Below are 22,630 nucleotides of genomic sequence, written 5' to 3'. Positions count from 1 at the left end.
GGACATGCTGGCACAGCCGCCCGCTCCGTCGGCGGGGGCACCACGCGGTCGAGCCCGGTGGTCCCGGGTGCCATGCTGAGGAGGCGCACGCACCCGGCGAGAGGACGCCTCCCATGAGCGATCGTGACTTCTGGCAGGACGTGGAGCGGCACCTGGTGCGCTACGGGGCCGACTTCGTGCCGGCCGTCATCGACCGGGCCGAGGGCTCCTACGTCTACGACGCCGGTGGCCGGGCGATCCTGGACTTCACCTCGGGCCAGATGAGCGCCATCCTCGGCCACGGCCACCCCGAGGTCGTGCGCACGGTGCACGAGTGGGCCTCCCAGCTGGACCACCTCTTCAGCGGGATGCTCAGCCGTCCGGTGGTCGACCTGGCCCGCTCCCTGGCGGAGGTGACCCCCGAGCCGCTGCAGCGCTCGCTGTTGCTCACCACCGGCGCCGAGGCCAACGAGGCCGCGGTCAAGATGGCCAAGCTGGTGACCGGCGGCTACGAGGTGGTCAGCTTCGACCGCTCCTGGCACGGCATGACGTCGGCAGCGGCCGGCGCGACCTACAGCACCGGCCGGCGCGGGTACGGGCCGCCGCTGCCGGGCAACATCGCCATCCCGACCCCTGACCTGTACCGCGGGCGGTTCGGGTCCGCCGGCGGCGACGACTGGCGGGCCGAGCTGGACTACGCCTTCGACCTGGTGGACCGGCAGTCCACCGGCAGCCTGGCCGCGTGCCTCGTCGAGCCGATCCTCAGCTCCGGCGGCCTGATCGACCTGCCGCAGGGCTACCTGGCGGCCCTGCAGGCCAAGTGCCGCGAGCGCGGGATGCTGCTGATCCTGGACGAGGCGCAGACCGGGCTGGGCCGGACCGGCGCGATGTTCGCCTTCGAGCGCGACGGCATCGTCCCCGACATCCTCACCCTCTCCAAGACCCTGGGCGCCGGTCTGCCGCTCGCGGCGGTGGTCACCAGCGCGGAGATCGAGGAACGCTGCCACGACCGCGGCTACCTGTTCTTCACCACGCACGTGTCCGACCCGCTGCCGGCCGCCGTCGGCTGCACGGTGCTGCGGGTCATCGAGGAGCAGGGCCTGGCCCAGCGGGCCGAGGCGCTGGGGGACCGGCTGCGGGCCGGGCTGCTGGAGCTGCACCAGCGGTTCGAGTGCGTCGGGGACGTGCGAGGCCGGGGGCTGATGCAGGGCATCGAGCTGGTCACCGACCGGGAGACCAAGACCCCGGCCGAGGACCTCGGGCAGCGGGCCACCCGGGAGTGCCTGGAACTGGGCCTGCACATGAACATCGTCCAGCTGCCCGGCATGGGCGGCGTCTTCCGGATGGCGCCGCCGCTCACGATCAGTGAGGCGGAGCTGGACCTCGGGCTGGACATCCTGGACACCGCGCTCGGCAAGGCGCTGGCCGCGGGCTGACCACACGCACCGGTGCCGGCACCCGGGCCGCGAGACCCGTGGTGCCGGCACCGGGATCCGGCGTCAGTGAGCGGCGTCGGTCACTCGGTGACCTCGAAGGTGAGGGTCTCGGTGTAGGTCCGGCCGTGGACGTCGGTCGCGGTGACCTCGGCGGTGTGCTCGCCGACGGCCAGGTCGGCCGGCAGCGGCAGGCGCCACAGGTGCATCGTCCGGTCGACCACACCGCCGCCGTGGGGCAGCGTCTCCTGGTTGGCCACGGGGTCGGACCACTCGGCCCCGACGCGCACGGCCTCTCCCTCCATCGGCTGGGTGCGCTCGGCCGCTACCGGCTCGCCGCCGTCGATCGACACCTCCACGGTGGACCCGGTGGAGCCCATCCAGAAGTTGGTGGTGAGCCAGGTGCCGGACAGCGCGTCCTGGCCGACGGCCAGCGGGTCCTGGAACTGCGGCGCGGAGCCCGCGTCGCTCTCGTTCGCCTCGAACCAGTCGCGGTACCTCGGGCTGTTCAGGCCGAGCGCCAGCTGCCGGGACTCGTCCGCGCCGCGCACGGTGTAGCGCTCGGTGACCTCGGTGTTCTTGATGTCGAGGGTCAGCACGCCGGGGGGCGTGCCGTCGCGCTGGACGGCGGTCGGGTAGCCCTCCTCGAGCAGCCGGCCGGCGTACCAGTGGCCCGACACCGCCCCGACGGTCAGGTGCGGGAACGGCAGCCCCTCCTCGCCGACGAGCCCGGTCCAGCCGGCCATGAGGTCGCCCTCGCGCAGGTTCTCCGACATGTGGGTGTGCCCGCTGACGGCGACCACCTCACGGCCCTCGAGGATCTGGTAGATCTCCTGCAGCTGCTTGGTGCGGTGGGAGTCGCTGTACCAGAACTCCAGCAGCGGGCTGTGCGAAGCCAGCACGATGAGCCGGTTCTCGGGCACCGCCGCGATGTCGTTGCGCAGCCACTCCAGCTGGCGCTCACCGAGTCCGTAGGTGTAGTCGCCCTTGCTCGGCGGCCGCGTCGTCGGGTACTCGATCGAGCTCAGCGCGACGACGTGGGCCTTGCCGGAGTCGTAGGAGAAGTACTCCGGGCCCAGCTGGGCGCGGAAGGTGTCGAAGTTGTGCTCCCGGGCCGAGGAGTCGAAGTCCAGGTCGTGGTTGCCCGGCAGGAACCGGGCCGGACCGTTGAGCATGCTGGTGAGCTCGCGGGTCTGCGAGAACAGCGACAGGTCGTCGCCCACGACGTCGCCGATGAACAGCGCGCCGCAGCCGGCGTAGTCGCTCCGCTCGGCCAAGTCGGTGAAGACCCCGTTGCGGGCGTACTCCACCTGGTCCAGGTTGTAGGTCTGCACGTCCGCGCCGATCGCGCAGTGCTGCTCCGGTGACTGCGTGGACCTGCTCCTGGCCAGCGGGAAGTTGACCTCGTCGGGCAGTGGCCCGGTCGGGGCGATGCCGCCGTAGCGCAGCTCCGGCGAGCCCTCCGGCAGGTGGTGGTAGTGGAACTGCGCCACGTTGTGCTCGTCGACCGGCACCTGGTAGCCGCGGGGCTGGGTGACGGTGACCGTCATGTTGTCGTAGGCGGGCAGCTGGTAGCGGCCGTGGCTGTCGGTGGTGGTGACGTCGCGGCCGTTGGCCACGGTCACGCCGCCGAGGCCGCGCTCGTCCGCGTCCTGGACCGAGTCGTGGTCCTGGTCGACGAAGACGGTGCCGTCGACCGTCTCCTGGTCCCCGTCGGGGCCCTCGACGACGTCCACGGAGCCGCGGTAGGCGGCCTCGTCCCAGTCGGTCCCCGGGGAGGTGGGCGCGGGCGGGGCGCTGTCGGCGGGGGCGGCGCTGCTGATCGCCGGTGCCAGCAGCGCGGCGGAGCAGCTGAGCACCAGCGCGCCGGTGGTCAGCCGTACCGAGCGGGTGGATCGGGTCATCGGTGGTCCAGAGGTTGGGTTCACTGGGTCTCCTCGGTGCGTGTGCGCCGACCCCTTCGGCCGGCCACCCCGGACTGTGGTGAGGCCAGGTGAACCGCACGCTTCGTCCGGCCCACATCGACGCGAACCGGGGACAAGGGGCGACGGACGTGCTGGTCAACCCCAGGTCGCCACGACGTCAAGGACTGGTAGGGCTGCGGACCCTGCGGCTGGCGCGGTCGCGGGCTTTGGGGCGGGGCGCGGGGCAGTGGATGAGAGGGTGGGTGCCCACGAGCGTCCACGATGAGGAACGGCTATGGCTGGGCACGACCGCAAGACGACCGCAGCAGATCCCGGTCGCGATGGTGGCATCGACGTAGCGGAGCGGGAGCAGTTGGCCTATGCCCTGGACCTGCGCTTCGCCCCCCACCGCGACGCCGCAGACGCGACAGTGCGCGAGGCCGAGCGCGAGGTCGCCGACGCCCGGGACCGCCTGGCACGCGCCCTGGAGGAGAAGGCCGGGCGGTGGTACCAGTCAGACCCGCTCGTCTTCATGCGCGAGTCGGTCAAGGAGGAGGTGGGGGCGTTGGCTCGCAAGACGACACCGAAGAAGGCCAGGACGTCCTACCGGTGGCTGCTGGACCGGGCCGCGGAGCTGGCCGCAGCCGAGGTGGAGGGTTACCACGGCGACCAGGAGGCGGGCCGGCGGGACCGTGACCACGGTGTCGAGGCGTGTCGGGCGGCGGAGCAGCGCGCCATCGAGGCGCTCGAGGCCGCACGCGTCATGCAGGACCGGGTGCGGTGCGCCGAGGAGTCGGCCCGGCAGGGCCTCGCGGTGCTGGTGGACACGTGCGCAGCCGCGCGGTGAGGTGAGCCCATGTCAGGGGTCCGGCACCCGCCCGGACCGGGTTGGGACCGAGCGGGTGCCGGCTCGCAGTGGTTACCGACGGGCGTCGCTCACTCGGTGACCTCGAAGGTGAGGGTCTCGGTGTAGGTCCGGCCGTGGACGTCGGTCGCGGTGACCTCGGCGGTGTGCTCACCGGCGGCCAGGTCGGCCGGCAGCGGCAGGCGCCACAGGTGCATGCTCCGGTCGGCCAGGCTGCCGCCGTGGACGAGCTGCTCCTGGACGGCGACCGGGTCGGACCACTCGGCGCCCACGCGCACGGCCTCTCCCTCCATCGGCTGGGTGCGCTCGGCCGCTACCGGCTCGCCGCCGTCGATCGACACCTCCACGGTGGACCCGGTGGAGCCCATCCAGAAGTTGGTGGTCAGCCAGGTCGCGGACAGCTCATCCTGGTCGACGGCCAGCGGGTCCTGGAACTGCGGCGCGGAGCCCGCGTCGCTCTTGTTCGCCTCGAACCAGTCGCGGTAGCGCGGGGTGTTCAGGCCGAGCGCCAGCTGCTCGGCCTCGTCCTCTCCTCTGACAGTGAAGCGCTCGGTGACCTCGGTGTTCTTGATGTCCAGGGTCAGCACGCCAGGCCGGCCGCCGTCGCGCTGGATCGCGGTCGGGTAACCCTCCGCCAGCATCCGGCCGGAGTACCAGTCACCGGAGATGGCCCCGGAGGTGATGTGGGTGAACGGCAGCCCGTCGACCCCGAAGACGTCGGACCAGCCGGCCAGGCTGTCGCCCTCGCGCATGTTCTCGATGCTGTGCGTGTGCCCGCCCAGCGCGACGACCTCGCGACCCTCGAGGATTTGGTAGATCTCGCGGACCTGGTCCACCTGGTGCTTGGTGCTGGTGGAGTCGGCGAAGTCCAGCAGCGGGATGTGGGCGGCCAGCACGATGAGCCGGTTCTCCGGCACCTGGGCGATGTCGTTGCGCAGCCACTCCAGCTGCCGCTCGTCCAGCGCACCGTTGTAGCCGCCGGTGGTCGGGTAGTCGACCGTGTTCAGCGCCACGACGTGCACCTTGCCGGAGTCATAGGAGTAGTACTCCGGCGCGAGCTGCGCCTTGAAGGTGTCGAAGCTGTGCTCGCTGGTGGCCGCGTCGAAGTCCAGGTCGTGGTTGCCCGGGAGGAACCTGGCCGGACCGTTCAGCATGCTGGCCAGCTCCCGCGTCTGCGGGTAGAGCGAGAGGTCGTCACCGACGACGTCGCCGATGAAGAGCGCGCCGCAGCCGGTGTAGTCGCTGCGCTCGGCCAGGTCGGCGAACGCACCGTTGCGCGCGAACTCCACGTGCTGCTGGGTGTAGGTCTGCACGTCGCCGCCGATCAGGCAGTGCTGCTCGGGGAGGCGGGTCTCGGTGCGGGTCACCAGGGGGAAGTTCACCTGGTCAGGCGTCGGACCGGTGGGCTCGAGACCGCCGTAGCGCAGCTCGGGGCTGCCCTCGGGCAGGTGGTGGTAGTGGAACTGGGCGACGTTGTCCTCGTCGACCGGCACCTGGTAGCCGCGGGGCTGGGTGACGAAGACAGTCATGTTGTCCTCGACCGGGAGCTGGTAGCGGCCCTGGCTGTCCGTCGTGGTGACGTCCCGGCCGTTCGAGACCGTCACGCCAGCGAGGCCGCGCTCGTTGTCGTCCTGCACCGAGTTGCGGTTGCGGTCGACGAAGACGGTGCCGTCCAGGACGTCCTGGTCCTCGTCGGGCCCCTCCACGACGTCGACGCCGCCGCGGTAGGCGGTCTCCTCCCAGTCGGCGCCGGCCGCCGGGGCAGGCGGCGCGGCGCGCCCGGTGCCCGAGGGGACAGCGCTGCTGACCGCGGGTGCGAGCAGCGCGGCAGAGCAGGTGAGGACCAGGGCGCCCGTGGTCAGGTGGACCGACCGGCGGGGCGGGGTGCCGGCTGAGCCAGAGTTCGGGTTCACGTGGATCTCCTCCGTGTGATGTGCAGACCGGCCCCTGTGGCCGGCCCGCACTGGACTCTGGCGAGGACGGGTGAACCCGACGCAGCGACCTCCCCACATCGACGCGAACTGCTCGCAAGGACACGCGCACGTGCCGGTCAACGGGAGGTCGCCGCGACGTCAAGGCCCGGCAGAGAGCCCGCCCGGGAGCGGCTCTACGCGGATGTGGGCTGCAGCCGCGGACCGCTCAGCGCTGTGGGGAGCCTGCCGGGGGACTCAGCAGAAGGTCACCTGGAGGGTGCCGAACCGACCCCAGTCGCCGGTGACGGTGTCGCCGGGCGCGACCGGCATCGGGTCGATGCAGGTGCCCGTGGTCACCAGCTGCCCAGCCTGGAGCGTGATGCCGAGCCCGGAGACCTCGTTGACCAGCCAGGTCAGCGCCGCCTTCGGGTCGCCCAGGCAGCGGCTGCCGATGCCGTCGTGCACCCGGCCGGAGCTGCTGGACGCCCGGACGACCTGACTGGCCAGGTCGGCGTCCTTCCAGGCCTGCTCGGCCGCGGTCGAGTACGTCAGGTGGAACCCGCAGGCGTTGTCGGCGATGAGCTGGGCCTCACCGACGCTGGCCACGGCGTCGTAGCGGGTGCTGGGCACCTCCCATGCCAGCAGCAGCTCGGTGGTGGCCTCGAGCACCTCCTGCTGGCTGTAGTCGGTGGGACGCGGCGTGAGGTCGGCGCCCAGCCGGAAGGCGAACTCCAGCTCGACCAGGTGCATGAAGTTGCCCGCCAGCGAGATGGCCTCACTGGGCGCGATGACGCGCTCGCCGAGCACCCGACCGGCCAGCGGACCGCTGGTGCCGATGTGGCGTTGCCCGGCCTCGGAGGTGGCTGCGATCTTCCACCCGGCCAGGCCGTCGGTGACCGACTCGAAGTGCGCCTGCACGGCGTAGCCGTCCGCCCGGGTGCGCGGTCTCACCTCCTCGGGGATGGCCGGCACCGTGTGTCCCGACTGGTCGGCCCCCCACAGCACCTCGAACGCCCGCCGGCTCGCCGTCTCGGTCAGCACGCGGTCACCCCTGGTCACGGACGCCGGGGTCGAGGAGGCCGAGCGCCGCTACCGCGAGCGCGCCCGAGGAGCACAGCCGCGGGGCGCCGATGTAGATGACCTCCCGGTCCAGCCAGACGGTCCGCTCGACACCGTCCTGCTGTGCGACCGCGGCGTCGAGCTGCAGCGTCGCGTTGTCGCTGTAGCAGGGTCGGGTCTCGTCACCGAACCAGAGGTTCCAGTGGTACGGGCCGGTGCCGTCGGTGAGCGTCCGGTCGCCGACGTCCACCGGCTCGCACCCGAGGGCCTGGCAGTCGATGAGCTCGGCAACGGAGAGGGAGCCGACCTCCTCGGGCAGCCCGGCGTCTGGGGACAGGGGCACGACGGTGCCAAGGAGCTCGTCGTCGAGGTGACGGCGGCAGCCGCACGACCCCTCGGCAGGCGGTGACCACGGCCGGCGGTCGTTGTTCCTCCAGCGGTCGAGCAGTCCCATGACCGGTCACCCTACTGGGCAGGCGACCGGCCCGTCGGTCTCCAGCACGGCCGCGACCTCCACACGCAGGGGTTTGTTGTCTGCTGCCGTTCCGCCTGGGGTGTGAACAACGCGTAGCACCGTGGGGTCCTTCTGCGCAAAAAGGACTCCATGGGCAGCCTTTCTTGACCGCTACTTTAATTGCCATTGACCTGTCGTTAAACAAGAACTGCGAGACCGCCGGAACGTGCGCCCCAAACTTCATTGAGAAAATCCCCGGCGGCTCTAGACAGGCCAGAGAATTGTGAGCATTCTGTGAGGCGGCGTTCAGCCTCGTCGGTATTGCGACAGGCTGTCGGGGCGCTGCAGGGGCGGTAACGAGAGGGGCATCATGGCCATCGGGTCACGCGGCACGCGTATGCGTCGCGCTTTTTCTGCCGGATCGCAGGTTCCGGTCATCGGCGCTGCCGTGGGCGGACTGTCGATGATGGGTCACCGAACCGGTCGGGCCGGCCGCGCGTCGTGGGCGGCCCTGTTCCTGGTGCTGGTGCTGGTGACGAGCCTGGTGCCGTCGGTGCCGGTGATGGGCCAGCAGACGCCACCCGGTGGGACCGACGTGGCGCAGGACGAGGCCCAGGATGACCAGCTGTCGACCCAGGGGGAGAGTGATCCGGCCGACGCCGAGGAGGGGTCAGGCGACGCGGGGGACGTGGCCGAGGGTGATGACGTCACCACGCAGGGTGAGCAGGCGGCCGAGGGGGAGAGCGCTGCCGACACGGCGGAGGACAGCGGGGACGTCGAGAGCCAGACCGGCAGTGCGCCGTCGGCCACCGACGGCGCCACCGCCGACGAGGACACGGTAGAGAGTGATGAGGCGGACGGTGACGCGTCCGACTCTGCTGAGAAGACCTCTCAGGACACCACCCAGCCCGCGGACAAGACCGGGTCGCAACCCGACGGGCCGGCTGACGAGGGCAGCGAGGAACAAACCTCGGACGGCCAGCCGGTTGACGATGTCCAGAGCGGCACTGACCAGGAGCCGACGGCGACGAGCGAGCTCGGCGAGGCGGTCGGTGCCATCGGCAGCTTCGCCGTTGCCCCCTCGTCGGAGTGGGTGACGGACGTGAGCCGGCCGACCAACGGCGGTGTCGGCGTCGACGCGACGCGAACGCTCACCTTTGGTGGCGTGGGTGTCAGCGCGACCGAGACCACGACAGCGGTAACGCCCTCGCTGCCGCCCCCCATCTGCCAGATGATCGACAACACCGGCATCGATCCCTCCGGTCCCAACACAGCCGGTGAGTACACGGAGCCGGATCCCGATCCGGCGAGCTCGCAGTGGGCGGCGTCCGTCTGCGGGTCGGGGGCCGAGCGGCAGTCGACCGTCGAGTTCAGCGCGCCGGTGGTGGCGCCGATCCTGCACATCAACAACCTCGAAGCCTCCAGGCTCATCGTCGGCGGCACCGACATCGAGGGCAACCCGATCACCATCGAGACGATCGTCGCCAACGAGATCCTCGACGTGTCGGGAACCACGATCAACGACTCCTTCGACTCGTCGACGAACCAAGGCTGCTTCGGCAACGGCGCCGACACCAACGGTGGTTGCGGTTCGTTCCGCCTCGTCAGCCCGGCACCGATCGAGTCGTTCACGCTCACCAACAACAACCCGCCCAAGGGAGACCCGCCACCCCCAGGCTCCGGCGACTCCTGGAGCTGGACCATGTCGTTCCCCACGGCGCCCCTGACCAAGGCGTTCGCCCCCACCAGCATCGCCGCGGGCGAGACCAGCGAGCTGACCTTCAGCCTCAGCAACCCCGACGAGGCGGAGTCGATCACCCTCGCCCCACTGGACTTCACCGACACCCTCCCCAGCGGCCTCACGCTCGCCAACGAATCGGTGACCGACAACGGAAACTGTGGAGTTCCGGCTGTCAATATCACCACCGGTGGCACCAGCATCGAGGCCGCCGACATCAGCGTCGACCCAGGCGACGCCTGCACCATCACGGTCACCGTCACCGCTGACGAGGCCGGCACCTATGTCAACGACAACTCCAACGTCTCGACGGCCGTTGCCAATATCGTCCCGGATCTCGACGCCACCTTGACTGTGACCGCCGAGCAGCTGCCGGCGTTCGAGTGCGCCCCCACGGCATATCTGTTCCAGGACGTGCCCGTCGACGTGTGGGAAGGCGATCTGGTCACCGGCAGCTTTAGCGAGACCGCGTCCAACATTGAGGACACCCATCTCAATGGCATCGGTTACAACCCGCTCGACAACTACATCTACGGGTGGAGCAACAGCGCCCAGCCGGGCGGGACGTCCTATCCGACGGGACTGGTACGGGTCGGCTCGGACTACAGCGTGGAGTACCTCGGTATCCCCGACGGCCTGACGGAAGCCACTTTGATCGGGCATGGCGACGTCGACACGGATGGTCACTACTGGGCGAGGCGCACCGACACTGTTCCCGAGCAGTGGGTCGAGATCGACCTCGAGCCGGGCTCCCCGACCTTCGGCGAGGTGTTGGACAACGGCCCCTTGAGTCTGCCTACCGGCATCACCTTCTTGAACCCGGACTGGTCGTTCAACCCGACCGACGGTCTGCTCTATGGCATCGCAGACGGACCCGGAGGAGCGAAGCACCTCATCAGCTTCGACCGCTCGACGCACCAGGTGTCTGATGAGGGGGCCCTCGGCTTGCCCGGCGGGTTCTTCGGTGCCGCGTACATGGACGCCGACGGCTTCCTCTACGTCAGCGACAACGCCACCGGGGAGATCTACCGAATCGACACGGCCGACGCCACCGCATCGTTCTTCGCGCAGGGTCCTGGAGACACTGGCCAGAACGACGGTGCCCGGTGCGCGTTGGCACCGCTTCCGATCGACTTCGGTGACGCCCCGAACAGCTACGGCACGTTGCTCGCTGATGACGGTCCGCGGCATGCGGTCCCGGGCCTCGATGCGGGTACTGCGCCGTTGATGCTGGGGTCGTCCATCGACATCGAGTCCGACGGTGCTCCGGGAGCGGTTGCCGATGGTGACGGTGGCGACGACGATGGGGTGGCTGACCCGATCGTGTTGGTGGGTGGGCAGTCCACGACGGTGTCGGTGGACGTGACCAATGACACCGGTGAGCCGGCGACCCTGGCCGGGTGGATTGACCTGAACAACGATGGCGACTTCGACGACGCCGGCGAGCTGGTGTCGGCAGACGTGCCTGCCTCCTCCGGCCTCGACCCCTATGACCTGGTGTTCGACCCGGCCACCTTCCCCGCTGGGGGGACGTATGCCCGGTTCCGCCTGTTCCCGGGGGCCGTCGACGACGCCGACCTGTCTCCGGTTGGTCCGGCTGCCGCCGGCGAGGTCGAGGACTACCCGGTCGAGGGCCCGCTCCCGCCGCCGTTCCAGTGCGTCAGCGGCCAGCCTGGCCTGTTGTTCCAGTACCCGGCAGCGGGTGAGCCGACCAATATGCATGCGATCGACCTGGTGACTGGTGCCCAGACCACGCCGGCCACCGCCGATGCGTACTCGGTCAACGCGATCGGCTACAACGTTCTCGACGACTACGTCTACGGGTGGTCCACGACCACCCAGGAGCTGGTGCGAGTCGGCTCGGACGGCAGTGTGGACACCTCGATCCCGCAGCCGGACGGGGTGCCGGTGATGAACTTCCTGGTGGGCGATGTCGATGACCAGGGTCACTACTGGGTGTGGGGTAATGGGGCGTGGTACGACATCGACCTGGCGACCGGGGCGACCACCAGCCAGGCGACGCCGCTTCCGACCGGGTTGGTTGCTGGCTACGACTGGGCGTACGTGCCCGGTACCGACACGGTGTGGATGGTGGCCCGCAACGCTGACGATGAGTCGGTCCTGATCGGGCTGAACCGCTCCACCGGTGACTGGACGACCCCGGTCAACCTCGGCGTCATCGGTGACCAGGACGGCACGGATGTCAACGCGCTGGTCGGTGCGATGTTCGTGGACGCCGACGGCAACCTGTACGCCTCCTACAACGCCACCGGGGAGATCTGGCGGATCGACGTGGAAGCCGGCACCGCCGACTTCTTCTCGCCCGGTCCGTCTTCGGACGGCAACGACGGGGCCCGGTGCGCCGCCGCGCCGATCCTGGTCGACTTCGGTGACGCGCCGGACTCCTACGGAACCACGCTGGGTGCGGACGGGCCGCGGCACAGCGTCAACGGCTACGACGCCGACGCGAACACCGCCCCGTTGATGCTGGGCACGGCCATCGACCCGGACAACGACGGCCTGCCCGGCGGTGACGCCGCTGGTGACGACGCCGACGGCCCTCCTGACGAGGACGGTGTGGTCGAGCAGATCGTGACGGTGGTCGGGGAACCGACCGCGGTCGATGTCGAGGTCACCAACGACACCGGTGAGCTGGCGACGTTGGTCGGGTGGATCGACGGCAACGACAACGGCGTGTTCGAGGACAGCGAGCGGCAGTCCGTGGTGGTGCCTGCGAACTCGGGGACCACGACGCAGACGCTGACGTTCCCGGCGCCGGCTGGTCCGGGTGACGGCACGTTCGCCCGGTTCCGGTTGTTCCCTGGTGAGGTGACCGAGGTTGACCAGCTGCCGACCGGCCCGGCTGCTGGTGGCGAGGTCGAGGACTACGCGGTGGTCGGTCCGATCCCGGTGCAGATCTCCTGCCCGTCGGTGTATGCGGCTCAGGGCAGCAGCCCGTACAACTTCTATGAGATGGACACCGCCACGGGTGCGATGAGCAGTGTCGGGTCGTTGAACCTGGGGGGCGGCACTAACAACGCGTTGGGTTTCTCCGCGGGTGGCCAGTACTTGTTCAGCTACCTGTCCGGTAGCCCGGGCAGCGTGGTGCGCTACGACACCTTCACCGGTGACGTGGACCAGTGGTCGGGCAGCATCAACAGCGCGACGCACGGGGCGGTGGATGCCAGCACCGGGATCTACTACTACGGCACGGTGGGCACCGGTAGTGGCACGGTGTATGCCTTCGACACCAACACCGAGACGGACCTGGGCCAGGTCGCGACCATCGACTGGGACGTTGCCGCTGCGGGCGGTAACGGGGACTGGGCCTTTGACAGTCAGGGCAACCTGTATGTGGTGGCCGGCGCAGCGCCGACCAACCCGCTGTACGTGGTCAGTGAGGCGCTGCCCACGACGGCACAGGGGTCGCCGGTGACGGTGACCGGTCAGCAGCTGTCGGTGATCACCGGTGGCTCGGACGCGATCAACGGCGTGGCCTTCGATGGCGACGGGTACCTGTACCTGGCCAGCAACCAGAGCGTCCGCCAGGTGCACCCGAGCTCGGGGCAGGTGGAGGACACCCAGGGGCTCAGCCCGGCCGGGGAGAGCGTGGACCTGGGGTCGTGCGCCACGCCGGCGACGATCACGGTGGTCAAGGACATCGTGGAGCGGGCCGTCGACGGTGACCAGTTCGAGGTGAGCGTCACTGGTGGTGGCATCGCGCAGAACAACGTCGGGACCACGACCGGCAGCGACCTGGGCGTGCAGGACGAGCCGGCCGAGGAAGCCGGCCCGGTCCTCGCGCTGCCCGGGGAGACCTATGACATCGCCGAGGCCGGAGCCGCCGGCGCCACCCTGGGCAACTACGACATCGCCTGGGAGTGCGTGAACACCGGCAACAACGACGCGGTCGTGGCCAGCGGTACTGGTGCGGCGGGGTCGTTCACGATGCCGGCCTCGGTCGGTGGGTTCGGCGCCAGTGTGGTGTGCACGTTCACCAACGCCCCTGTCGAAACTGATATCGACAAGGAGCTGGTCGACACCGTGTCCAACGGCGACGGCAGCTACACGTTGACCTATGAGCTGACGGTGTCCCGGACCGGGGACGGCTCGCCGTACGACCTGGACGACGAGCTGACCTATGGCGATGCGGTCACAGTCGACGCGGTGACGGCCGCCAACACCCAGCCCGGCGGGATCGCCACCGAGACCGACTTCGACGGCCAGGGCAACACGCTGGTTGCCAACGACGTGCCGATCGCCGACGGCGAGACGCACGTCTACGAAGTGGTCGTCGACGCCACCGTCGACGGCGAGGCCGTGACGTTCGAGAACAGCGACTGTGACCTCGAACAGGGCGAATCCGGGACCGGCTTCGCCAACACGGCCACGGTGACGGTCAACGACGTCCAGGCCAGCGACGACGCCTGCGAGGAGATCCCTGCCACGCTGGTGGACAAGACCACCACGTCGGAGCCGGCGCCGACCGGCACCGGTACCTACGAGCTGGAGTACACGATCACCGCGACCAACAGCGGCGCGGCACCGGACACCTATGACCTGTCCGATGAGCTGCAGTACGGCGACGGCATCGATGTCGTCGACGCGCAGGTGGTCAACACCCAGCCGGGCACGATCACCCCGCGCACGCAGTGGAACGGCGAGACCGACACGCTGGTGGTGCAGGGCGAGCCGATCGCGGCCGCCACGGCCAGCGACCCCGCGGTGCACGTGTACACGGTGACGGTCGAGGTCGACATCGACCCCGACATCGACCCGGCTGCGGCCGACTGCACCGTCGGTGCCGGCGAGTCCGGCAGCGGGTTGCTGAACCTCGCCACGGTCAACGGTGACTCCGGTGAGTACAGCGATGACAACTGCCCGCCCACGCCGCGGTCCGACATCGACAAGGAGCTGCTGGACCGCGTCTCCAACGGTGACGGCACCTACACGGTGACGTATGAGTTGACGGTCGCCCGAGAGGGCACCGACGGCACCTACGACCTCCGCGACGAGCTGTTGCTGTCCGACGCGGTGAACGTGGCTGCCGGCCCGACAGCCGTCAACGTGACCCCGGGTGGGATCGCGGTCAACGGAGGGTTCGACGGGGTCGACGACACTCTGGTCGCCGGCGGGATCGACATCGCCGCCGGTGAGACGCACACCTACACGGTCGAGGTGGACGTCGCGGTGTCGCTGGACGACGTCACGCCCGAGAACTCCGACTGCACGCTGGAGCCCGGTGAGGCCGGGACCGGCGTGATGAACCAGGCCAACCTCGAGATCGACGGGCAGACCCTGGAGGACGAGGACTGTGAGGCGTTCCCGGCCACGACCATCGACAAGGAGGTCGCGTCCGGCCCGACCGCGCTGGGCAACGGCGAGTACGAGGTGGTCTACGAGCTGACGGTGACCAACAGCGGTGCCGGCGCCGACGTCTACGACCTGGACGACGAGCTGCGCTACGGCGGTGACGTCTCGATCGTGTCCACCACCGCGGTCAACACCGCGCCGGGTGGGATCACCACCAACGGGACCTGGGACGGCATCGGTGACATCTCGGTCGCCGACGACGTCCCGATCGCCGGGGCCACCCCGGGCAACCCCGTGGTCCACACCTACGAGGCAACCGTCGTCGTCGAGGTGCCGGCCGACCTGGCGCTCAGCGACGCCGACTGCACGCTAAATCCCGGTGAGTCCGGCACAGGCCTGGACAACGAGGCCACCGTGACCGGAGCCTCCGGTCCCTACTCGGACGAGGACTGCGTCCCGCTGCCCAGCACCGACATCGACAAGACCGTGGTGGACGTGGTCGGCAACGGTGACGGCACCTGGACGGCGACCTATGAGTTGGCCGTGTCGCGCACCGGCGACGGCCCCGGCTACAACCTGGTCGATGCGCTCCAGTACGGCGACGCGGTCTCGATCGACTCGGTGACCGCGGTCAACACCAGCCCGGGCGACATCGCGACCCGGACCGGCTATGACGGGCAGGGCGACACACTGGTGGTCGGCCGCGTGGCGATCGCCGACGGCGACGTCCACACCTACGAGGTCGCGGTCGTCTTCGAGGTCGAGGCCGAGCAGGTGACATTCGCCAACAGCGACTGCACCCTGGACCAGGACGAGTCGGGGACCGGCTTGCTGAACACCGCCTCGGTGGAGGTCAACGACACCACGGACGAGGACCGGGAGTGCCCGCCGCCACCGGCCGAGCCGGTCATCGAGAAGTCGGTCACCGCGGGCCCGACCCCGGTCGGTGGTGGGGAGTTCCAGATCAGCTACGAGATCACGGCGACCAACCCCGGCGCCGGGGACGGCACCTACACCATCGATGACGAGCTGCTGTACGGCGACGGGATCTCGGTGGTCTCCGCGAGCGTGACCAACACCGTCCCGGGCGGGGTCGCAACGGAGACTGACTGGGACGGTGTGGACCAGCTCCGGGTGGTCACCGACGTCCCGATCGCCGCGGCGACGACCATGGCCCCGACCGTGCACACCTACGTGGTGACGGTGGTGGCCGAGGTCGCAGCCGACATCACCATCGCCGACGCCGACTGCGACCCGCAGACTGGTGGCGCCGACGGCACCGGCTTCCTGAACGAGGCCACCCTGACCACCAACGGTGAGTCCAGTGTGGATGAGGACTGTGTGCCGCCGCCGGTGACCGACATCGACAAGGAACTGGTGTCGATGACCGCCAACGGTGACGGGACGTTCACCCTCGACTACGAGCTGTCGGTGACCCGCAGCAACGACGGGCCGGGCTACACCCTGGAGGACACGTTCACCTTCGGTGACGCCGTGACCGTCGACGCGGTGACCGTCGGCAACGTCAACCCAGGTGGGGTGGCCGTCAACGGTGGGTTCGACGGGGAATCTGACACCCGGATCGCGACCAACGTGGCGATCAACGACGGCGAGACCCACCTGTACGAGGTGAGCGTGGAGGTGACCGTCGACGGCGACGCCGCCACGTTCGCCGGCTCAGACTGTGACCTGCAGGGCGAGTCGGGCAGCGGGTTCGCCAACACCGCCTCGGCAACCTCCAACGGTTCGACGGTGTCTGATGCTGACTGTGAGGCCTTCCCGGTGATCGATGTGGACAAGTCCACCGTCGGGACGCCGACGGCGTTGGGTGATGGCCGGTTCGAGATCGTGTACGAGATCGACGTGGTCAACACCGGTGCCGGCGAGGGGGTCTACAACGTCAGCGACGAGCTGATGTACGGCGACGGGATCACCGTGCTGGACCAGTCGGTAACCAACACCGCCCCCGGCGGTATCGCGGTCAACACCGGCTGGGACGGCGACGGCGACACCGAGGTGGTCGCTGCTGAGGTGATCGGCGGGGCCAGCGACGGCTCGCGGGTGGTGCACACCTACACCGTCACCGTCGAGGCTGAGGTCGGTGGCAACCTGGCCCCGGAGGCCACCGACTGCACCCTGGGACAGGGTGAGGCCGGTACCGGGTTCATGAACCGGACCACGCTGACCGGGGACTCCGGTGAGCAGCAGGACGAGAGCTGCCCGCTGCCGCCGGTGACCTTGATCGACAAGGACCTGGCGGGAATCAACTCCCTGGAGGGCCGGCGGTTCGAGCTGGTCTATGACCTGACGGTGGAGCGGGTCCAGGGCGGTGAGGGCAGCTACACCCTGCGCGATGAGCTGCTGCTGGGCGAGTCGCTGACCATCGAGAATGTCTCGGCGGTCAACGTCGACCCCGGCGACATCGACACCAACGACGCGTTCGACGGCGTCAACGACGTCGTGGTCGCCGCGGGCAAGACGATCGATGACGGGCAGGTCCACCGCTACCAGGTGGTGGTGGAGGTCACCGTTGACATCGGCGCGGCCACCCCGGACAACGCCGACTGCACCCTGGGTCAGGGCGAGGCCGGCACCGGGACGATGAACCTGGCCAGCATGGAGATCGACGGGGTCGAGCCCAACCCGGTGGAGGACTGCAGCAACTTCCCGGCGACCACCCACTTCAAGGACGTCGTGGACGGGCCCACCCCGCTGGGTGACGGCAACTGGGGCATCACCTACGAGATCACCGTGATCAACGCCGGTGCCGCCCAGGACGTCTATGACCTGGAGGACACGTTGGCCTTCGGTGAGGGCATCGACGTCCTTGACCAGGAGGTCAGCAACACCGGCCCAGGTGTGATCGCCACCAACCCCGACTGGGATGGGATCGAGGAGGTCTCGATCGTGACCGGGGAGCCGATCCAGGCCGGCACCGACGCCGGCCCGGCGGTCCACACCTACCAGGTCGAGGTGGAAGCCCACGCCCCGGTGGGGATCGACCCGGCCGCGGTTGACTGCGACCTGGGTGCCGGTGGGTCCGGGACCGGGTTCGCCAACCAGTCCACGCTGAGTGTGGGACCCGAGGCCGAGACCGACGACGGGTGCGTGCCGGTGCCGGTGACCGACATCGACAAGGAGCTGGTTGAGGTCATCGACAACGGGGATGGCACCCAGACCCTGGACTACGAGCTGGTCGTGACGAGGACCGGCGACGGTCCTGGCTACGACCTGGTCGACGAGCTGGCCTTCGGTGAGGCCGTCACGGTGGAGTCGATCGACGTGGCCAACGTCGACCCCGGCAGCGTGGACCTCAACGAGGACTTCGACGGGGTCGAGGACACCGTGGTGGCCGAGGACGTCGACATCGCCGACGGCCAGAGCCACCGGTACGAGGTGTCGGTGGTGGCCTCGGTGGACGCCGCAGCGGTCACGCTGGCCAACTCCGACTGCGACCTGCAGGGCGAGGCGGGGTCTGGGTTCGCCAACACCGCGTCGGTGACCGTCAACGACACCACCCGCAGCGACCGGGCCTGTGAGTCGCTGGCCGGGGTGGGCGTCGACAAGGAGGTCATCGACGGCCCGACCGGTATCGGCAACGGACGCCACACCGTGACCTACTCGGTGACGGTGACCAACGACGGCGCCGGCGCCACCGTCTACGACATCGAGGACCGGCTGGCCTTCGGGGACGGCATCACCGTCCACGACGTGACGGCGGTCAACGACCAGCCCGGTGGCGTCGCGGTGAACGACGACTTCGACGGCACCGGCCAGCCGGTGATCGCTACCGAGGTGCCGATCGACGGGGCCACCGCCGACGGACCGGCCACCCACAGCTACACCGTGACAGCCACGGTGGAGGGCTTGTCCGAGGTCACCAACCAGGCGGCCGACTGCACCATCGACGACGGTGAGTCCGGGACCGGGCTGTCCAACACCGCCACCGTGACGGTCAACGGCCAGGACAGCGAGGACCGAGCCTGTGTCGAGATCGCCACCGCCGGGCAGCTGGCCATCGACAAGCAGGTCGACGCCCAGCAGGCCGGCCCCGGCGGGCAGGTGTCCTACACCGTCACGGTGCAGAACGTCGGCACCGCCGACTACACCGCGCAGGAGCCGGCCGAGATCGAGGACGACCTGACCGACGTGCTCGACGACGCCGACTGGGCCGGTGAGGCGGAGGCGACCTCCGGCACGGTGGACCGGGACGGCACCACGCTGACCTGGTCGGGTCCGCTGGCGGTCGGTGAGACCGTCACGCTGACCTACACCGTCACGGTCGACGAGGACGTCAACTCGGCGGCGGCCCTGGTCAACGTGGTGGCCTCCGCCGGCACCGACGCCAACTGTGACAGCGACGGCGGCAGCCCCGAGTGCACCACCGCCACCGACATCGTGGTCACCGAACCCGCACCGCCCCCGGCACCACCGGCACCGGTCACGCCCGACCCGGTCCCGGTCACCGGCTGACCCGCCTCCCGTCAACCGGTACCCACGCCCGACCCGGCCCGCCCGGGTCGGGCGTGGGGCCAGACCCGGCCCGGGGTCAGAAGCACCCGGGCCGGGTCCGGCCGAGCCGGGGGATGATCGCAAGCCACGTTGGCCCAAAGGAAGGACGCCGTGCAACTGTCCCGCACCAGGCTGCTCGTGGCCCTCGGTGGTGGCCTCACCCTCCTAGTGGCCCTGCTGGTGGTCCTCACCACCCAGGACGGTGACGACCAGGACCCCGGTCCGGCCGCCCCCGACGCCACCCAGGCACCCAGCGCCGGCCAAGGCGCCGAGCCCAGCGGGGGTGAGGACGCGGCCACGCCGCTTCCGGTCGTGGACACCCCGCCTGACTCGACGCTGGTGGTCACCCTGCCCGGGGATGTCGACCGGTACGCCGCCCCGGAGGCCGACAGCCAGCCCGAGGGCACCATCCCCGAGTCATGGCACGGCCGCCCCAGCGTGCTGCCGGTGATCGACCAACGGCCCGGCTGGCTGCAGGTGCGCCTGGCCCAGCGCCCCAACCAGTCCACCGGCTGGATCCGGCGCCAAGGCGTGGAGCTGGCCACCACGCCCTACCGCATCCAGATCGACGTCGGCCAGCGCCGGCTACGGTTGCTGAACGCCGGTGAGGTCGTGCTGGACGCCCCGGCCGGGATCGGCCGCGACAAGGCGCCCACCCCGCTGGGCAGCTACTTCGTCACCTTCCTGCAGCAGCCTCCGGACCCCACCTCGGGATGGGGGCCGTTCGTGGTCGTCACCAGCGCCCACTCCGAGACCATCTCCGACTTCGAGCAGTCCGGCGACGCCATCACCGCCATCCACGGCCCGCTCGGCGCCGAGGACGAGATCGGCGACGACGGCGCCAAGATCTCCCTCGGCTGCGTCCGGCTCCACCTCGACGACCTCGCCAAGCTCCGCGACGTCCCCGCCGGCACCCCCATCGACATCGTCAACACCACCGCAGACGAGACCGCCTAGCCCGCGACGCCCCAGGGACCGGCACTCAGTCCAGCACGATCACCGAGCGGCCCGCCGGCCCGCCGACCAGCCCGGCCAGCGCCTCCTCGGCCTGGTCGAGCCGGTACTCCCGGCCCAGCAGGGAGTCCAGCGGGATCCTGCCAGCCCGGTACAGGTCCAGCAGCTGGGGGATCTGGACGGTGAAGTTCGAGGAGCCGTAGAGGCTGCCCTGGACCGACTTCTCCTGCTGCACCATCGGGTTGAGCGGGGCGGTGACCTGGTCGCCGGCGGCCCCGAGGCCGGCCACGAACGTGGTGCCCCCCGGCCGCAGGCACGCCATGGCCTGCTCGATGGTGGCCTGCCGGCCGATCGCCTCGACCACCCAGTGCACCCCATTGCCGGTGATGTCACGCACCGCCTCGACCAGATCGGTCTGGGCGGAGTTGACCACGTGGGTGGCACCGAGCTCCCGGGCCCGGGTGAGCTTCTCGTCGTCGATGTCGGCCACGACGATGGGGTTGGCGCCGACCAGGCGAGCGCCGATGACGGAGGAGAGCCCGACGCCGCCGGCGCCGATGACCAGGACACCCTTGCCGGCCGGGTTCGGCATCCGGTTGAGCACCACGCCCATGCCGGTGATGACGGCGCAGCCGACGATGGCCGCGACCGGCGGCGGGATGTCGGCCGGGACCGGGATCACCGACTCCCGGGAGACGACGGCCTCCTCGGCGAAGCAGGAGACGCCCATCAGGTGGTGGACCGGCTGGCCATCCTTGGACAGCCGGGTGCCGCCCCGCAGCAACCCGTTGGTCTGTCCGTGGACCGCCCCCTTGACGCACAGCCCGGGCCGGCCGCCGGCACAGAACTCGCACTGCCCGCACCGGGGCCGCCAGGTCATCACGACGGTGTCGCCGGGCCCCACGTGGTCGACGCCAGCGCCGACCTCCTCGACGACGCCGGTGCCCTCGTGGCCCAGCGCGAGCGGCATCCGCGCGGCCAGGTCACCGCGCAGGTAGTGCAGGTCGCTGTGGCACACCCCCGCCGCGGTCACCTTCACCCGTACCTCGCCCGGGCCGGGCGGGGTCAGCTCGAGGTCCTCCACCCGTAGCGGCTCACCGGGGGCGTGCATGACGACGGCTCTCACGGTCGCGGTCTCCTTCGTGGTGTCGGCCGCCGGCTGGCGCGTGATGGCCGGCGCGTTCCGGTCCAGAGTGCCAGGGTCACGCCCGGAGCGGTCCCCGGGGTCGCGGCTCGCTCGCAGCGCGCGCCCAGCGCCACCGCCCTAGATTGCCGCTATGGCGGAGTGGACCGCGGGCGAGGTGCTCGCCGTGCTGCAGGCCGGCGGGCAGGGCGGCCGGATGGATGTGCTGACCCGGGAGCGGGCCAAGCCGGCGATGCCGTTCGCCGGAACCTTCCGGCTGATCGACTTCCCGATGTCGTGCGTGGCCCACAGCAGCATCCGGGACGTGTGGGTGTCGGTGCAGTACCAGGCAGCCAGCCTCGACCCCTACCTGTCCGGCGGGCGGCCCTGGGACCTGGACCGCACCCGCGGCGGGTTCCGCCGGGTGGTCCCGGAGGAGGGGTCCGGCCCGGCCGACACCGAGGGGTTCTCCCGGGGCAACGCCGACAACCTGCACCGGCTGCGCGAGCAGATCGCCGCCCACGGTGCGCGCACGGTCGTGGTGCTCAGCTGCGACCACGTCATCAACGTAGACCTGGACGAGCTGCTCCGGCGCCACCATGGCCACGGCGCCGAGTGCACCATCCTCACCGCCGAGGTGGGGGTGCGGGAGGCGCAGCACAACATGGTCGTCCGCGCCGCCGCCGACGGGACGGTGCGGGCAGTCGAGGACAAGCCGGCGCGGCTCCCGGAGACCGGCACCGTCGCCACCGAGGTGTTCGTCTACGACTCGGCGGTGCTGCTGGAGCAGCTGGAGCGGCTGCGTCGCGAGCTCGCCGAGACCAACGGCGACCCGTACGACACCGGGCTGGGTGACTTCGGCGAGCACCTGGTGCCCGCGCTGGTCGAGCGCGGCCGGACGCTCGCGGTCCTGGTCGAAGGCTACTGGCGGGACGCCGGTCGCCCGCAGACCTACCTGATGGCCCACCGGGACCTGGTCGCCGGGCGGGTGGACGTCTTCGACCACCGCGACCGGCCGGTGCTCAGCCACCCGGTGGACGGGCCGCCCGGCATGGTCGCCGCAGGCGCGGACGTCGAGGACAGCATGGTCGGCCCCGGGGCCGTGGTGCGCGGGACGGTGCGGCACAGCGTGCTAGGTCCCGGTGTCGTGGTCGAGCCGGGTGCGGTGGTGGAGGACGCCGTGCTGTTCGGCGAGGTGGTCGTCGAGCGGGACGCGCGGGTGGCCACGGCGGTCCTGGACACGCGGGTGCGGGTGGGCCGTCGCGCGGTGGTCGGGCAGCGGCACCGCCGCGGCACCGTCCCCGACGACGCGATCGTGCTGGTGGGGGCTGACGGCAACATCGCCGCTGGCGCCACGCTGGAGCCGGGCTCGCGGATGGAGCT

General features: G+C 70.3%; 10 protein-coding genes. 5 read left to right on the top strand and 5 right to left on the bottom strand.

Annotation, left to right across the window (positions count from 1 at the left end):
* The first annotated feature begins 113 nt into the window (after positions 1-113).
* Entirely contained in the window at positions 114-1,415 is a 1,302-nt protein-coding gene (locus GFJ45_RS03255) for an aspartate aminotransferase family protein (RefSeq protein WP_153394104.1), read from the top strand.
* Positions 1,416-1,495: 80 nt separating this feature from the next.
* Here the strand turns inward: GFJ45_RS03255 and GFJ45_RS03250 are convergent, their stop codons facing one another.
* Positions 1,496-3,316, bottom strand: coding sequence for a calcineurin-like phosphoesterase C-terminal domain-containing protein (locus GFJ45_RS03250; protein WP_153394102.1), 1,821 nt, complete (start codon positions 3,314-3,316; stop codon positions 1,496-1,498).
* Between the two features lie 295 nt (positions 3,317-3,611).
* Here GFJ45_RS03250 and GFJ45_RS03245 point away from each other — a divergent pair, with 295 nt between their 5' ends.
* Positions 3,612-4,163, top strand: a complete 552-nt coding sequence (locus GFJ45_RS03245) for a hypothetical protein (RefSeq protein WP_153394100.1) — start codon at positions 3,612-3,614, stop codon at positions 4,161-4,163.
* An 89-nt stretch (positions 4,164-4,252) separates the two neighbouring features.
* Here GFJ45_RS03245 and GFJ45_RS03240 read toward each other — a convergent pair whose 3' ends face one another.
* The 3 genes from GFJ45_RS03240 to GFJ45_RS03230 form a co-directional block, all read right to left on the bottom strand.
* Complete coding sequence (locus tag GFJ45_RS03240; RefSeq protein WP_228386414.1) at positions 4,253-6,094, bottom strand: calcineurin-like phosphoesterase C-terminal domain-containing protein; 1,842 nt, start codon at positions 6,092-6,094, stop codon at positions 4,253-4,255.
* A gap of 255 nt (positions 6,095-6,349) precedes the next feature.
* A complete protein-coding gene (locus GFJ45_RS03235; RefSeq protein WP_228386408.1) occupies positions 6,350-7,135 on the bottom strand; it encodes a 2-keto-4-pentenoate hydratase in 786 nt (261 codons plus the stop codon).
* Between the two features lie 4 nt (positions 7,136-7,139).
* Positions 7,140-7,607, bottom strand: coding sequence for a hypothetical protein (locus tag GFJ45_RS03230; RefSeq protein WP_153394096.1), 468 nt, complete (start codon positions 7,605-7,607; stop codon positions 7,140-7,142).
* 463 nt (positions 7,608-8,070) lie between these two features.
* Between GFJ45_RS03230 and GFJ45_RS03225 the strand changes: the two genes are divergently transcribed.
* Positions 8,071-19,131 (top strand): DUF6923 family protein, encoded by an 11,061-nt coding sequence (locus GFJ45_RS03225; RefSeq protein WP_194288496.1) that lies wholly within the window; start codon positions 8,071-8,073, stop codon positions 19,129-19,131.
* A 150-nt stretch (positions 19,132-19,281) separates the two neighbouring features.
* Positions 19,282-20,127, top strand: coding sequence for a L,D-transpeptidase (locus GFJ45_RS03220; RefSeq protein ID WP_194288495.1), 846 nt, complete (start codon positions 19,282-19,284; stop codon positions 20,125-20,127).
* A gap of 25 nt (positions 20,128-20,152) precedes the next feature.
* Here the strand turns inward: GFJ45_RS03220 and GFJ45_RS03215 are convergent, their stop codons facing one another.
* Positions 20,153-21,250, bottom strand: coding sequence for a zinc-binding dehydrogenase (locus GFJ45_RS03215; RefSeq protein WP_153394090.1), 1,098 nt, complete (start codon positions 21,248-21,250; stop codon positions 20,153-20,155).
* Between the two features lie 151 nt (positions 21,251-21,401).
* On the opposite strand from GFJ45_RS03215, the gene GFJ45_RS03210 reads away from it, so the two are divergent.
* A partial coding sequence (locus tag GFJ45_RS03210; RefSeq protein ID WP_153394088.1) for a glucose-1-phosphate adenylyltransferase family protein occupies positions 21,402-22,630 on the top strand: 1,229 nt, incomplete at its 3' end.

This window comes from Ornithinicoccus halotolerans (assembly GCF_009602535.1).
Classification (GTDB): Bacteria; Actinomycetota; Actinomycetes; order Actinomycetales; family Dermatophilaceae; genus Ornithinicoccus; species Ornithinicoccus halotolerans.
The sequence above is the reverse complement of the archived record's forward strand: the minus strand, read 5'-3'. Positions and strand labels throughout refer to the sequence as shown.